The organism is Rummeliibacillus sp. NPDC094406, from assembly GCF_044763875.1.
Classification (GTDB): domain Bacteria; phylum Bacillota; class Bacilli; order Bacillales_A; family Planococcaceae; genus Rummeliibacillus.
The window spans coordinates 100,970-114,657 of record NZ_JBIWGZ010000003.1 but is presented as its reverse complement, the minus strand read 5'-3'; the positions used below and the strand labels follow the sequence as shown (position 1 = coordinate 114,657).

Sequence of the window (13,688 nt, the reverse complement as noted above, 5' to 3'; positions counted from 1 at the left end):
AAACCCGCTGATAGTAACCCAAAAACCGCGGATATTACACCAAATATCCCGGGAATTTTACTTTATGAAATCATGTGTAGAAGGGTTTGAGGAAAGTTGTAGAGAAATACTATTAACAATAGGGGAGGGAACATTTAATGGAAAATAATATTAAAGCAAGGGAAGCTCTTCTGAAAAGCGTAAGTGGTTTATCGGATGAACAATTAAATAAAGAAGTGGAAGAAGGAAAGTGGACGATTGCGCAAGTATTAGAGCATCTTTATTTATTAGAAGTAGACGCTAGTCGTGTTATACAGGAAACTCTATTAAAAAACGAATATAATCCAACAAAATCAAAGCCAGTTCATTTAGCAGTTGATCGTACTCATAAGGTGAAAGCAATAGAAGGATGGGTTCCATCGAACGAATATCAAACATTAGAAAATCTGAAACAAAAATTAAAAATTTCTAGAGAGGCTTTAGTCAAGAGTATTCAAGAAGTAAGTGAAGAAGACTTATATCAAAAATCGTTACCTCATCCAGCGTTCGGTCCGCTATCCATCAATCAATGGGTGTCTTTCATAGGCTATCATGAACAACGCCATTTAGGGCAAATTGAGGAAATTAAAGAAGCATTAGAAAGCTATAATTTTTAATGAATTAATAAATAGAGGCAGAAATTACAAAAGAGGCATTTGTAATTTTATGTAGAATTAGTATATATATAGGGCTATTCAGTTTTTATAGCCGAAACTTAAGGAAGGGGTGACATATTGAAAATGATAGAATTTCAAAATAGCATGCTAATGAGAGGGATAACTTCTTAACTAAGGTTTAATCCTCTCAAAGGTAATGGGAGGAAAAATAAAAGATGATGAATTTAGGAAACATGGTAAGAGGATTAGCTTCTGATGCAGTAGCTCAGAGTCTCGTTCAATTCTGGGAATATGACGAGGGAACTTTGGAGTTGTGGCGTGCAAGTTCAAACTTTGTGTATGCTTTTGAAGGTAATCAAGTTCAATATTTTTTGAGATTTAGTTTTGAGCAGGATAAATCTATTGAACAAATAAAAGCTGAGTTAGAGTTTATGCAATATTTACAATTAAATGGATTTCCATCGGTAACTCCAATTCAATCAATAAGTGGAGAACTAATTGAAACACTAAAAACACCAGAAGGAACGTATATTGCCGTTGTCTTTAGTGCAGCTAACGGAATCAATTTGGATGCCGATACAATTACTGCAAAACAGATGGAGAAATGGGGAGGATCACTTGCCTCACTTCATTTTTTGTCAAAAACTTTTGAGCCAGTGTCTGAAAGAAGAAAGAGTTGGCTGGACACAGTACAATTCATGGAAAGTGTATTTAAAAAGCATCAAGGAGAACAAATAGCCCTTCAAGAGCTAAGTAGGGTAACGAATTGGCTTCAATCGTTACCTACTAACAAAGATGTGTTCGGATTGATACACTATGATTTTCAATTGGATAATATCTTTTTTGAAGAGGATAAGGACCATAGTTTCAATATAATCGACTTTGATGATGCAATATATCACTGGTATGCACTTGATATTGTAACAGCACTTGATGATTTTATTGACGATGACAGTCCTCATTCAAAATTACTGATTCAATCTTTCTTGAACGGATATCATTCTAAAATGGATTTAGAAAATGATGTTGTGGCTCAATTTCCGCAGTTTCAAAGATATGCAAACTTATATAAGTTCTCCAAAATATTAAAGTCGTTGGATTATGGTGAAATAAATGAAACGCCATCTTGGTTTGTTGGATTAAGGGATAAATTAGTTCGTGTTGCAGATGAATTAAGACAAAGCTTTCAAAAACCATGGTAAAAGGATAACATGAAATAAATAAGCCGCTCCAAACTTTTGGAGTGGCTTTTACTTTTATCTCATAAATAACTGTATAGCTCGAAAAATAGAAAATTGAGTTCTTTTTAATAAATGAATAATAAAGTAGAATTATTTTATTTGGATAATCATGTTAATTTTATTTAGGGGTTGTGAAAAGATGTACTTAAACTAAAGGGTGCTTTAGTTGAACAAGAAAGTTAAGTTAGCCTTGTTAAAAATAATTTAACAAGGCTATTTTGTATCTTATATTACAGAGTATAAGGGACTCTTTTTTTTGTGGCAATCGAATTAGAAAGGAGACTATGATGAATTAACAGAACATTATCATGCGCAACATCTAGCCAGTCTTGTAGGATGGCCAGATGGCACAAGCAGATCTATTTATAACACTTCCATCGAATGATTTTATCGCTGGACAAAATATTACAATTAATGATGGCATGACGAAGAAAATAAAATATGAAGAGTAAAAGTACTAATTTGAATTCAATTGTGAGATTTAATAATAATAATCTTCATTACAAGTGATTAGAAGTACCTTACAAAATGCGAAAAACTCTATCGATAGAACTGATTTTCTTATATTAATAGGAAATGGAAATAAGAATATTGAATTCTTATGAAGAGCTAGAATATTCTATTGCAAAGGGGAAATCGTATGAAGAAAAAAGTCAGTATGTTTCTAACTTCTTGTATTGTTGCTTTCGGATTGTTTGGTGTACATACATCAGCAGAAGCTAGTACATCCCAAATTCAAACGCTTGATCAATCCGTCCAGAAAATTGTTAGCGAGAAAATGGCTGATGCTGATGTCAGTATTGCGATTAGAGATGAGAAAGGCAATGTCATCTATGATTTAAATGGAAATCAGAAGCAAAAACCTGCATCTAATATGAAGTTGCTAACAAGTGCAGCGGCTTTAGAGATTTTAGGAGAAAACTATCGTTTTAAAACAAATGCTTTTTATACTGGGAAGATAAAAAATGGTGTCTTAAAGGGGGACATATATCTTCAAGGTACAGGTGATCCAACTTTAAATAAAGAAGATCTAGAACAGTTTGTTGGAAGCATTTCAGCTCTAGGAATTAAACAAATCGATGGTCGTATTGTGGCAGATGACTTTTGGTTTGACCAAGATTTGTTAACGCCGGGTATTGATGAAGACGATGAATCTTACTATTATGCAGCTCCGATAACGGCATTGACTACTTCACCAAATAATGATTATGATTCTGGTACGATTATAGTAGAAGCGAAAGGTGAGAAGGTTGGTGATAAGCCTACTCTCACAATTACGCCTGAATTAGGAGATTTGGTTATTGAAAATAATTCAAAAACTGTTGAATCTAATCAGCCAAATACAATTACAATTGAACGTCAATTTAGAACAAATAAAATAGTTGTAAGTGGAAATGTGCCGATCAATAAAAGCTTAAAAGAATGGGTAACGGTACAAAATCCAACAACTCACACGATAACAATGTTTAAACATTTACTAGATCAAAAGAATGTCCAATATTCAAAGGACAAGCTGTATCGTGCAAAAACTCCTAATAATGCAAAACTGATTGCCCAAAAACAATCAATGCCACTCTCTCAATTGATGATTCCTTATATGAAATTAAGTAATAATGGAATTGCTGATATTTTAGTAAAAACGATGGGGAAAGAAAAAATGCATCAAGGTAGTACAAAAGCGGGCTTAAAAGTATTAAGGGAGTATGCAAAATCCCGCCATTTGAATATAGATGAATGGTCGTTTGAAGATGGCTCAGGTATGTCACATAGTAACAGAGTATCAAGTATCAATTTAACTCAACTTTTGTTCACTGTTCAAAAGGAGAAATGGTTTAACACATATTTTAACAGTCTACCAGTTGCTGCAAATCCAGAAAGAATGGTAGGAGGTACACTACGCAATCGTCTAAAATCACCACTTACAGCTGAAAAAGTTATTGCAAAAACAGGATCATTGAGTGGTGTAAATACATTGAGTGGTTATCTGATTGGAAATAGTGGGAAACCTTATACGTTTAGTATTTTAGTGCAAAATAAATCGGGCACAATTCCTGCAATTGATGCAATTGTAGAAGTCATGGCCGGGCAATTATAATTCGTAAAAGGAAGATGATATCTCATTCATCTTCCTTTTGCATTTTCTAAATGGAAAGGTAACTCAAAACGGGAAAAAATCTATTTTAATAAATTTTCGACCTTGATTCTCCAAATCATATGATCATATCCATCGTCCCAATAATCCTTCAACAAATAATCAGGATATCCAAATTTCTTTTTCCAGATATTTTGTGCACGAATATATCCACTATCTAAACAAAATTCTTCGATGCCCCTTTGTTGTAAAGTAATATACATTGAATTCAAGAGTAAATTACCTACCCCATTACTCTGATAGTCAGGATGAACAAATACTGTACCAATTTCAATTAGATTTTTTAAAGCATTTTTTGTACAATTACATATCAACTCGCTTGCTGGACCATATTCGATCGAACCAATAATTTTATCATCATATAAAGCAATCAAAAAATATCGATTTTCCCCATTACTTTCAAAATCACTTTCTAAGTATTTTTCCTTAGCTTCGATTTCATCTTCAATGTCATCCAACTTTTCTCCGATACCTTCTTTAGTAAACGTGTCTGTAATCACCAGCCTAAAGAAATGATTTAACTCTTTAATGTTCTCAATTCTTGGCCTTTTAATCTCAACAGTAAGCACTCTGAATTCCCTCCCACTAGCAATTATAAATTCAATAAATCCCTATTCCTTAGTTTAAGGAAAGCTCACAAAATTCCAAAGAAATATTTCAACTTAAATCTACGTTTGCTTTAAAACGTTCTTCAACAATCTAAACAGATTGTTGAAGAACAATGGGTATTTTTAAATACCTTTATTTGGATATTAACAACTTTATTGTCAATCAACAAACAAAAAACGTTCGATTTCATTGATTGAGTTCGGATGTTTTTGTTATGGTTATAGTAGAGAGAACCTATAATTATAAAATATTTCAATTAAAACAATCTTTTTAAATTAAAAGGGGGATATATTATGTTTGAAGAGTATATTAATTCAATTGATGATAAATGGAAAGATGCATATATTCGACTTATGAATGAAGTTGATAACAATATTCCAGAGGGCTTTGAAAAAGTAATGCAATATAACATGATTTCTTATGTTGTGCCATTAACGACTTATCCGAGTGGTTATCATGTAACGCCGAATACACCATTGCCATTTATCAGTTTAGGTGTACAAAAAAGACATATTGCACTTTATCATATGGGGATCTACGGAAATGCAAAATTACTACAATGGTTCCAAGACGAATATAGTAAAAGAGTGCCGACAAAATTAAATATGGGGAAAAGCTGTATTCGATTTACAAGTACCAAAAATATTCCTTACGATTTGATAGGAGAGTTAGTAGCTCGAATGTCTATGGAAAAATGGATCGAATGTTATGAAGTAAATAAAAAATGATAATTTTTCTTCCGATGTAATTTTGTTCTTTAAAATGGGCAAAATAGTCGTGTTAATTCCTAACTTCCAAATCCACAATTGAAATATCACCTTAAAAGTTAGGATATTCTACCATCGAGGAGAGATCAAATGCAAAAAAAGATAAGCATGCTTCTAGTTTCGTGTATGCTCGTTTTTTGTTTGATAAGTGTACATACATTAGCTGAAGCCAATACTTCAACAATTCAAAGACTCGATCAATCAGTCAAGAAAATTGTAAACGAAAAAATGGCTAATGCTGAAGTAAGTATTGCAATTCGAGATGATTTTGGAAAAGTCATTTATGATTTCAATGGGAATAGGCAGCAAAAGCCAGCTTCTAATATGAAGTTGTTAACGAGTGCTGCTGCATTAACTGAATTAGGTGGAAATTATCGATTTAGGACGAATATTTATACTACTGGTAATGTGAAAAATGGAATATTGCATGGTGATCTTTATATACAAGGTACTGGTGACCCTACATTAACTGTTGAAGATCTTGATCAATTTGCTTCTTTTTTTGCTGATCAAGGAATCAAGAAAATAGATGGTCGAATTATTGGTGATGATTTCTGGTTTGATCAAGATTTACTCACACCAGACATTAAAAAGGATGATGAGTCTTATTATTATGCAGCGCCGATTACGGCATTAACACTTTCACCAGATAGCGATTACGATTCTGGTACAGTTATTGTTGAAGCACTGGGTAAGACAATTGGAGAGAAACCAAGCCTTACTATTACACCTGAGTTGGGCGAATTAGTCATTGAAAATCATGCAAAAACAGTTGCTGCAAATCAATATACTACGTTGAAAATTGAACGTGAATATAGGAAAAATAAAGTGGTGGTTAGCGGAAATTTACCTATCAATAAGAGTTGGAAAGAATGGATTACGGTTCCCAATCCTACAATGCATACACTTTTGTTATTTAAACACGCACTTGAAAAACAAAATATTCAATATTCACAGGATAAATTTTATCATGGAAAAACACCAACAGACGCAACACTAATTGTACAAAAACAATCCATTCCACTCGCTCAATTAATGGTACCTTATATGAAATTAAGCAATAACGGTATCGCAGATATTTTAGTAAAGACAATGGGGAAAGTAATGCTGGATCAGGGGAGTACAAAAGCAGGGTTAAGGGTTTTGAAACAATATGCAACATCCAGACAGCTAAACATTGATGATTGGTTTTTTGTAGACGGTTCAGGTATGTCGAATAATAATAGCGTTTCTAGTATTGATTTAACACAGCTATTATTCATTGTCCAAGGAGAAAAACAGTGGTACGGTACTTTTTTCAATAGTTTACCGGTTGCTGCAAACTCAGATAGAATGATTGGTGGCTCGCTTCGAAATAGATTGAAAACACCATTCACTGAAGGTAGAGTCTTTGCGAAAACAGGCGCAATCGAAGGTGTCAATACTTTAAGTGGATATTTAATTGGAAGCAGTGGTATGCCATATTCATTTAGTATTTTAGTGCAAAATCAAAAAGGTACGGTTCCTGCTATTGATGAAATTGTAGAAGCGATGGCGGAGGAATTGTGATGAACTCCAAGAAGTAAGATCATTTTAGCCCCTAAATCTGAGGCTGAAATGATCTGATTTCTTTTTTGGGAGTTTTAGAATTTTATTTTATGACTCTGTTAAATATTGACGTTGATTTAATCTTTTATTTCTAATTTTTTATAATAATCTTCTATGATTGGATATATTTCAGGTTCGGTGTCATAATACGTTTTACCAATTTTATCTAATGTGAATTTAAATTCTTTATCCCCATCATAAAGAGCAATACTATATCTCCAACCTTCCCGCTTTTCTTGATTGTCTTGAGGAGAAAATTCAATATCACGAATAAGCCCAAGCAATTCATTGATTTGTTGTGGTTTTGTTATTGTTTTAGAGGAGCCAGTGCTTCCATCAGTTAAGATGATCTTATCTACGTTTTTAATTTGTTCATCTGCATAAAACGCTTTGAGAGACTGTGTTTTAGCACTACAAGCTATTAAGAAGAATAAACTCAAAATTAAGCCTAAAAACATATATTTTCGCAAAGTCCCACCACCTAAACGGGTTTATTTGAAGTACCTTTAAATAATATCTAAAATTAGAATTTGTTAAAATTATTCCTTCTAGACAATGAATTTCAAGTTCTGACGTCGAATATAAATACATAAGATTATTTTCAGAGGTCACTTAAAAGTAATAGTAAATGAATTTTTTAATAAAATCTTGTATTGAGCTTTATTGAAGTGGAATTAGCGGAGACTCCTGTGGGAAAAAGAGCTAGACGAGACCCCACAGCGCAGCGAGGAGGCTCGTCAGTTCGCCCACGGAAAGCGGAGCTAATTCCACTTCATGCAATATTAGATATATATTATTAATATTTGTATTAATTTATCAGTACTCTCATTCAGTAACTAGGGGGAAATTCTTTGAATCAGAGATTACTATATATTGTCATTGTTCTAATGCAATTCGTAGTTCTAACAAATGTAACGCTGTTTCATAGTAAATGGAATGGTTTTATGATGTTTATTTGCACGGGTTTATTTATTCTTGGTACCTATTTTTATTTAAAGGGAACTGGAAAGTTAGATCCGCATGATGATTAGTTTACGAACATATTCCGATTAAATTGATGTGATTTTAAAACAACTACTTTGAAAACCTTTGTTACACCTGTTATAGTATTAATTGAAGCTGAAAGGAGCGATTTTCTATGAATATGGATTATGATTTATTTATGCAAGATATGTTACGTCAAGCACGCGGTGAAATGACTGCGAATGGCTATGAAGAATTAAAAACAGCAGAAGAAGTTGACGAAGCAATCAAAAGAAAAGGTGTTACTTTTGTTATGGTTAACTCTGTATGTGGTTGTGCAGGTGGTATTGCACGTCCAGCAGCTGCTCATGCGATAAACTACGACAAACGTCCAGATCATTTAGTAACTGTATTTGCAGGTCAAGATAAAGAAGCTACTGCGCAAGCACGTATGCACTTTGGTGAAGATCACATTCCGTCATCACCATCATTCGTATTATTAAAAGATGGCCAACTTGTTGCAGAAATCGGTCGTCATGAAATTGAAGGACATGATCCAATGTCAGTTATTACTTCGATTCAAGCTTACTTCGAAGAGTATTGTAAAGAAGTTTAGCCATTTTAATAAAGAGAGCGCTATTTTACTATAGTGCTCTTTTTTTAGGGGTGATAATAGTGAAGAGGTATCATATTGGCTCTCGAATTTTAAAAACTGCGCTAGGTGCAGCGATATCAATTGGAATTGCCCAATATTTTCAATTGGAGTTCTTTTCATCCGCAGCGATCTTAACGATACTTTGCGTACAATCTACGAAACGAAAATCTGTTCATGCAGTATATACAAGGGTTATGGCAACTTTAATCGGTATAATCATGTCTGTTTCCTTCTTTGAATTATTTGGGTATCATTCATGGGTTTTAGGGTTAATGATCTTATTCTTCTTACCGATTCTCGTTATGATTAAAGTAACACCTGGATTCGTATCTTCTGTCGTTATTATTTTACATATATTTTCTACTGCAAATTTCACATGGAGTTTAGTATCTAACGAATTATCTTTAATGCTAATTGGTTTTGGTACAGCCTTAGCAGTGAATATGTATATGCCGGATATACGACATAAATTAGATGAATATCGTTTGAAAATAGAGGTACAATATAGTTCGATTTTTAAAGAAATTGCTAAATATTTGCGTAATGGGGATACGAGCTGGGATGGGAAAGAACTTGTTGAAGCGAATAATGTGATTAATAAAGCAAAGGCACTTGCATATCAAGATGTTGAAAATCATCTCACTCGACATGAAAATCTCTACTATCAATATTTTGATATTCGTGAACGACAGTTAGAAATTATTGAAAGGGTATTACCGAAGATTACAACCTTACCCGTAATTGTAGAACAATCTGAACTTGTTGCAGATTTTATGGAAGAGTTATCTGAAAATGTCCATTCAGGAAATACTGCAAAAAAATACCGCAGTAAATTAGAAGACGTAAAGACAGACTTTGCAATATTACCACTACCATCAACACATGAGAAATTTTTAGCAATGGCATCACTTTATCAATTCATCGAAGAAATGGATAGATACCTTGCGATAAAGCAGGATTTCAAGGGGATAACCCCATCATATAGACGTTTGGCGAAAAAATCCAAAGTTGAAAAACAGGATGGTCCCCCAAAAAGTTCCCCAAATTGAATCAAAAATAAAAAATGTATCACAATTGAAGTGCTTTTTTGAATACTTCAAGTGATACATTTTTAATTGCTTCACATGCAGTCCGTATACCTTTTAATATCGTTTCTGAACTATCACCCAAATATCGTAGAGTTACTGCTATACAAACAAATTTCCTAGGCCTTACGTAGATAAACCAAAAAGTATGTTAATCATTATTAAAACAAATAATAAACTACCGGAACATATTAATGATGAATAAAAAAGGATGAAGAGTAATGATTAATATACTTATTGAAAATTGGTATGTATGGACTATAATTATTGTGATTTTTATTATTTTAGGGATTTTTTGTTACAAAGATAATGCATAGAAAGCGATTTTTTGTTCTTAACCTTATTAAAAGGTGGTTTCCAAGTGAATGTTAGAAGTAACGGTATTACAATAGATGCCGGAACATTCAGGGAAATGAAGTCTCCGAAAGTGAAAGTTCAAAAGAAATGCAATAACAAACACTAAGGGATATGTAATATACTTCCTATTCGCTATTTAATATAGTCGAGTGGGAGGTGATATTAATGAGTACACTAGAGATGATAAATCATGCTACACAAAACAAATTGAACCAAAAATGAAAATGTATCACACGGAAGGATCTAGAATACTTCCTGTGATACATTTTTATTTTCTTCGGTAGAGTAAGCATTTTCTTTTAAACATAATGGTCATTCTTCTTCAACTAGAACGTTAATTGAATAGAGTTGAGTTAAAACTAGAATGATTTTAAAAAATGAAATATCCAGTTACTTTAAAAGAAAATATCACTTGATTTTTGTATTAAGATACATTATAGTGAAGTTAACTTCACATGAAGTTTGTTTCACGTGAAATAAACTTCATAGAGTATTTTGGTTAGGAGAGGTATATTTGAAAAATCTATTCATACAGCGAATGCTAGTATCAACCTTGTTGATAATATTTGGAAGCATTCAAATAATTCTTGATACATCAGCAGGAATTAATTATGGTTATCTCATGTTATTCTCAGGTGGAATAATTTTGTTGTATTCAATGATTTCTTACATTAAATCAAGAAAGAACAAATCACTAGAAAAGGAATTATCGAAGGAGTATGACGAAAGAGATGCTTTAATTGATGGAAAAGTTGCCTACTTTTCTTTGCAAATTTTGGTGTTTGAAATTTTAATTATTTTGTTTCTATTAAATTTTGTGGTAATTTCAGCAAATACTTCTTTAATTATTGTTTTAATATCTTTAATAATTTGTGAAATCTTATCTAGAAAATATTATAATCATATTCTTTAATTGGGTGTGAATTAATGAAAAATAGAGTAAAAGAATTGCGAATAGAACATGGAATAACACAACAAGAATTAGCAGAGAGAGTAAGTGTATCTTCAAGAACAATCATCTCATTAGAAAAACAAAAATATAATCCATCTATCCTACTTGCGTATAAAATAGCTTCAGTTTTTAATTTATCAATTGAAGAAACTTTTATTTTTGATGAGGATGATAAATAACACATTTCAAAAGATGGACCTATTAAAAGAACAACGGAGGAATAAAATGCATCATTTATTATTAATTTTTGGGATAGTTTTAATAGTTTGGGGGCTTTATCGTATGAGAACAGACGATGCCTTATTTGGGAAAACTCAAAAAAGAAAAAACATCTTCAATTTATTGCTAATGGGAGAAGCTTCAGGGTTAGGGCAATTTTTGGGCGGAATTCTATGTATTATAATATGGATTGTTGCATTTTTTATAAAGTAAAATTAAGTAAAGAAAAAGTCAGCTCAGCTGGCTTTTTTTAATTTGTATTAGGAACAAGTAGTTCACTAATAGAACTTTTTTTAACTATTTGTATGACAAAGATTTTGTTATGAAATTCCATCTTACTTGAATATAATAGGTAGAAACTTTAGATGGAGGTCTGTTTATGGCATTTGTATCAATTTATACTGTTGGTAAACTAGATAAACCCTATGACCACCCTGCATCTCGTGAATTTTTTGAAGTGGGTGATGAAATAGTACGTCAAGCAGCTAAATCTGGCCAACTTATAGAATTGATTGCACCAAAAGGGGCCCATTTTAATGAAGAAATCAAAAAGCTGGAGGGTTTCCCTACTCTTACACTAACGATATGGAAAAGTCTTCAATCCTTATATCGTTTTACTTATTCAGGGCAGCATAGGCAAGCATTGAGAGATAGGAGTAAATGGATGGAGCCTTATCAAGAGAAACACCTATCATATGTAGTCTGGTGGACAGAGAAGCAGACGGATGTCTCATGGAAGGAGGCATTCAAGAGATATAACTACTATATTCAGCATGGACCTACTCCTTATGCGTTTGATTTTAAGCACCCGTTTAATGAAAATGGAGAGAAGTGCTTGATTAAGTAACGGTGGGCAATGCAAATTTTATAAGTGAAAGAATGTTCTTCAACAAAGGGGACAGGATAATCCAATTAAAAGTAATTAATAGAAGGAATTATATATATATGAATAAATATGGTAAAATTTATATACGTAAATAAAAGTGGGGGGCGTTTATAAATTTGGATAAGAGAAAAGTAGGAAACATTTTAGGTGTTACATCAATATTACCTGAATAATAAGTTTTATTGTTTTCTATGCACTAAGAGGACCAAATGCTGATGTTTATTTTGGTATCACCCTTTTTAGTTCTTTATCAGTTATTGGTTTTTTTCTCGCTATACTCTCTTGGGTAATGTCTAAACGACGTATTCCTTTAATTATCGGTTAATTAGGAAATGCCTTTGTTTTGACCAGTGCTTTTCTATTATTATTAGCAATGGGAATTGGCGAACAATAAAATATTTTTTAATTAACGAGGGCGTTGATCCAAAACAAGGATTTAACGCTCTTTTTGCTGAACTTATTGTACTATCAGAGCAGATTAGTTGAAAATAACAAATATAAAATACTCTTTACTCTGTACTATGGTACAGGGTCTATAATTTATACGGGGTGATTAGTTGGGATATCGTATTAGTGAACTAGCTGAGAAATGTAGTGTTAATAAAGAAACAATCAGATATTACGAAAGGATAGGGTTACTTTCTGAACCATCTCGTACAAATGCAGGGTATAGGGTTTATTCAGAAGATACTGTTGATCGTATACATTTTATCAAACAAATGAAAGAATTAGGGTTTTCTTTAGCTGAAATTAATAAATTGCTTGGAGTTGTTGATAAAGATAATGAACGATGTAGGGATATGTATGACTTTGTAATTCAAAAAATTGATGAAGTACAAAATAAAATTAGAGATTTAAAACGAATCGAACACATGCTTATAAATTTAAAAGAATGTTGTCCTGACGAAAAGTCACTACATGAGTGTCCTATTATTGAAACTTTAATGAATGATAAGTAAAGGTGGGAGAACGATGGATTGTTGTAGTAGCAACCTCAAAGAAATAGAAACTGAAAATGATGGTATATGTCCATCTTGTAAAAATAAAGCTAAAAATGTAAAGTTAATTACACTAAAATCATTACTTAAACCAACCTCATTAGAAACATTAAATGTGAAAATTGATCACTATTTTTGTTCAACTGAAGATTGTGAGGTAGTTTACTTTGATGCCAATAACGAAAAGTACCTTGTATCTGACATAAAAGTAGCAGTACATCAAAAAGATACCTCTACAACTACTTCTATTTGTTATTGCTTTGATTGGACAAAAGAGAAAATTGGGGAATATATAAAACAAGAACTTTCCCCTAATCCACTTGAACATATCCGATTAAACATAAAGGAAAACAGATGTGGTTGTGAGGTAAATAATCCTCAAGGTAGTTGTTGTTTAGGGAATGTTACAAAGCATATAAAAAGCATAAAAAAATGATATGAATATACAACTAATCGACGTTTTATTTTAATAAAAAGGAAAAAGTCAACTGTAGGAATGAACTGCCCCGTAAATGTTAGACATGAAACTAACATTTACGGGGTATTTTTATGTTGCAATTGGACCAATACTTAAAAGCTCCT

Annotated in this window: 16 protein-coding genes; 14 read left to right on the top strand and 2 right to left on the bottom strand. The window is 32.4% G+C overall.

The features are described from left to right. The first annotated feature begins 137 nt into the window (after positions 1-137). The 3 genes from ACIQ4I_RS08945 to dacB (ACIQ4I_RS08935) all read left to right on the top strand — a co-directional run bounded on the left by ACIQ4I_RS08945 (position 138) and on the right by dacB (ACIQ4I_RS08935) (position 3,971). Positions 138-635, top strand: coding sequence for a DinB family protein (locus tag ACIQ4I_RS08945; protein ID WP_403095419.1), 498 nt, complete (start codon positions 138-140; stop codon positions 633-635). Between the two features lie 215 nt (positions 636-850). Then, positions 851-1,837, top strand: a complete 987-nt coding sequence (locus ACIQ4I_RS08940; RefSeq protein ID WP_403095417.1) for a phosphotransferase enzyme family protein — start codon at positions 851-853, stop codon at positions 1,835-1,837. Between the two features lie 679 nt (positions 1,838-2,516). Next, entirely contained in the window at positions 2,517-3,971 is a 1,455-nt protein-coding gene (gene dacB, locus ACIQ4I_RS08935) for a D-alanyl-D-alanine carboxypeptidase/D-alanyl-D-alanine endopeptidase (protein WP_403095414.1), read from the top strand. A gap of 80 nt (positions 3,972-4,051) precedes the next feature. On the opposite strand, the gene ACIQ4I_RS08930 is transcribed toward dacB (ACIQ4I_RS08935), so the two are convergent. After that, complete coding sequence (locus tag ACIQ4I_RS08930; RefSeq protein WP_403095411.1) at positions 4,052-4,597, bottom strand: GNAT family N-acetyltransferase; 546 nt, start codon at positions 4,595-4,597, stop codon at positions 4,052-4,054. Between the two features lie 333 nt (positions 4,598-4,930). On the opposite strand from ACIQ4I_RS08930, the gene ACIQ4I_RS08925 reads away from it, so the two are divergent. Together ACIQ4I_RS08925 and dacB (ACIQ4I_RS08920) are read left to right on the top strand one after the other, a co-directional pair. Then, positions 4,931-5,365, top strand: a complete 435-nt coding sequence (locus ACIQ4I_RS08925) for a DUF1801 domain-containing protein (RefSeq protein WP_403095408.1) — start codon at positions 4,931-4,933, stop codon at positions 5,363-5,365. Positions 5,366-5,494: 129 nt separating this feature from the next. Beyond that, positions 5,495-6,952 (top strand): D-alanyl-D-alanine carboxypeptidase/D-alanyl-D-alanine endopeptidase, encoded by a 1,458-nt coding sequence (gene dacB / locus ACIQ4I_RS08920; RefSeq protein WP_403095405.1) that lies wholly within the window; start codon positions 5,495-5,497, stop codon positions 6,950-6,952. A gap of 116 nt (positions 6,953-7,068) precedes the next feature. On the opposite strand, the gene ACIQ4I_RS08915 is transcribed toward dacB (ACIQ4I_RS08920), so the two are convergent. Next, the gene (locus ACIQ4I_RS08915; protein ID WP_403095402.1) at positions 7,069-7,461 is read right to left on the bottom strand and encodes a hypothetical protein; all 393 of its coding nucleotides are present in this window, start codon (positions 7,459-7,461) and stop codon (positions 7,069-7,071) included. 381 nt (positions 7,462-7,842) lie between these two features. Between ACIQ4I_RS08915 and ACIQ4I_RS08910 the strand changes: the two genes are divergently transcribed. The 9 genes from ACIQ4I_RS08910 (at position 7,843) to ACIQ4I_RS08870 (ending at position 13,542) form a co-directional block, all read left to right on the top strand. Beyond that, entirely contained in the window at positions 7,843-8,022 is a 180-nt protein-coding gene (locus tag ACIQ4I_RS08910) for a hypothetical protein (RefSeq protein WP_403095399.1), read from the top strand. Positions 8,023-8,129: 107 nt separating this feature from the next. Then, a complete protein-coding gene (locus ACIQ4I_RS08905; protein ID WP_403095396.1) occupies positions 8,130-8,570 on the top strand; it encodes a BrxA/BrxB family bacilliredoxin in 441 nt (146 codons plus the stop codon). A gap of 59 nt (positions 8,571-8,629) precedes the next feature. Next, on the top strand, positions 8,630-9,658 hold the full coding sequence (locus ACIQ4I_RS08900; RefSeq protein WP_403095394.1) for an aromatic acid exporter family protein: 1,029 nt from the start codon (positions 8,630-8,632) through the stop codon (positions 9,656-9,658). Positions 9,659-10,565: 907 nt separating this feature from the next. Continuing rightward, the gene (locus ACIQ4I_RS08895; protein ID WP_403095391.1) at positions 10,566-10,964 is read left to right on the top strand and encodes a hypothetical protein; all 399 of its coding nucleotides are present in this window, start codon (positions 10,566-10,568) and stop codon (positions 10,962-10,964) included. 14 nt (positions 10,965-10,978) lie between these two features. After that, a complete protein-coding gene (locus tag ACIQ4I_RS08890; protein WP_403095388.1) occupies positions 10,979-11,182 on the top strand; it encodes a helix-turn-helix transcriptional regulator in 204 nt (67 codons plus the stop codon). A 46-nt stretch (positions 11,183-11,228) separates the two neighbouring features. Continuing rightward, positions 11,229-11,435: a hypothetical protein gene (locus ACIQ4I_RS08885; RefSeq protein WP_403095385.1), complete on the top strand. Its 207-nt coding sequence runs from the start codon at positions 11,229-11,231 to the stop codon at positions 11,433-11,435. Between the two features lie 166 nt (positions 11,436-11,601). Next, positions 11,602-12,069, top strand: coding sequence for a DUF3291 domain-containing protein (locus ACIQ4I_RS08880; protein WP_403095382.1), 468 nt, complete (start codon positions 11,602-11,604; stop codon positions 12,067-12,069). A 596-nt stretch (positions 12,070-12,665) separates the two neighbouring features. Continuing rightward, on the top strand, positions 12,666-13,067 hold the full coding sequence (gene merR, locus ACIQ4I_RS08875) for a mercury resistance transcriptional regulator MerR (protein WP_403095380.1): 402 nt from the start codon (positions 12,666-12,668) through the stop codon (positions 13,065-13,067). 13 nt (positions 13,068-13,080) lie between these two features. Then, positions 13,081-13,542, top strand: a complete 462-nt coding sequence (locus ACIQ4I_RS08870; RefSeq protein ID WP_403095378.1) for a putative iron-sulfur cluster-binding metallochaperone — start codon at positions 13,081-13,083, stop codon at positions 13,540-13,542. The last annotated feature ends 146 nt before the right edge of the window (positions 13,543-13,688 follow it).

Coding starts and splice junctions, on each gene's coding strand:
- ACIQ4I_RS08945 (WP_403095419.1), top strand. CDS start 138: ATGGAAAATAATATTAAAGCAAGGGAAGCTCTTCTGAAAAGCGTAAGT.
- ACIQ4I_RS08940 (WP_403095417.1), top strand. CDS start 851: ATGATGAATTTAGGAAACATGGTAAGAGGATTAGCTTCTGATGCAGTA.
- dacB (WP_403095414.1), top strand. CDS start 2,517: ATGAAGAAAAAAGTCAGTATGTTTCTAACTTCTTGTATTGTTGCTTTC.
- ACIQ4I_RS08925 (WP_403095408.1), top strand. CDS start 4,931: ATGTTTGAAGAGTATATTAATTCAATTGATGATAAATGGAAAGATGCA.
- dacB (WP_403095405.1), top strand. CDS start 5,495: ATGCAAAAAAAGATAAGCATGCTTCTAGTTTCGTGTATGCTCGTTTTT.
- ACIQ4I_RS08905 (WP_403095396.1), top strand. CDS start 8,130: ATGAATATGGATTATGATTTATTTATGCAAGATATGTTACGTCAAGCA.
- ACIQ4I_RS08890 (WP_403095388.1), top strand. CDS start 10,979: ATGAAAAATAGAGTAAAAGAATTGCGAATAGAACATGGAATAACACAA.
- ACIQ4I_RS08885 (WP_403095385.1), top strand. CDS start 11,229: ATGCATCATTTATTATTAATTTTTGGGATAGTTTTAATAGTTTGGGGG.
- ACIQ4I_RS08880 (WP_403095382.1), top strand. CDS start 11,602: ATGGCATTTGTATCAATTTATACTGTTGGTAAACTAGATAAACCCTAT.
- ACIQ4I_RS08870 (WP_403095378.1), top strand. CDS start 13,081: ATGGATTGTTGTAGTAGCAACCTCAAAGAAATAGAAACTGAAAATGAT.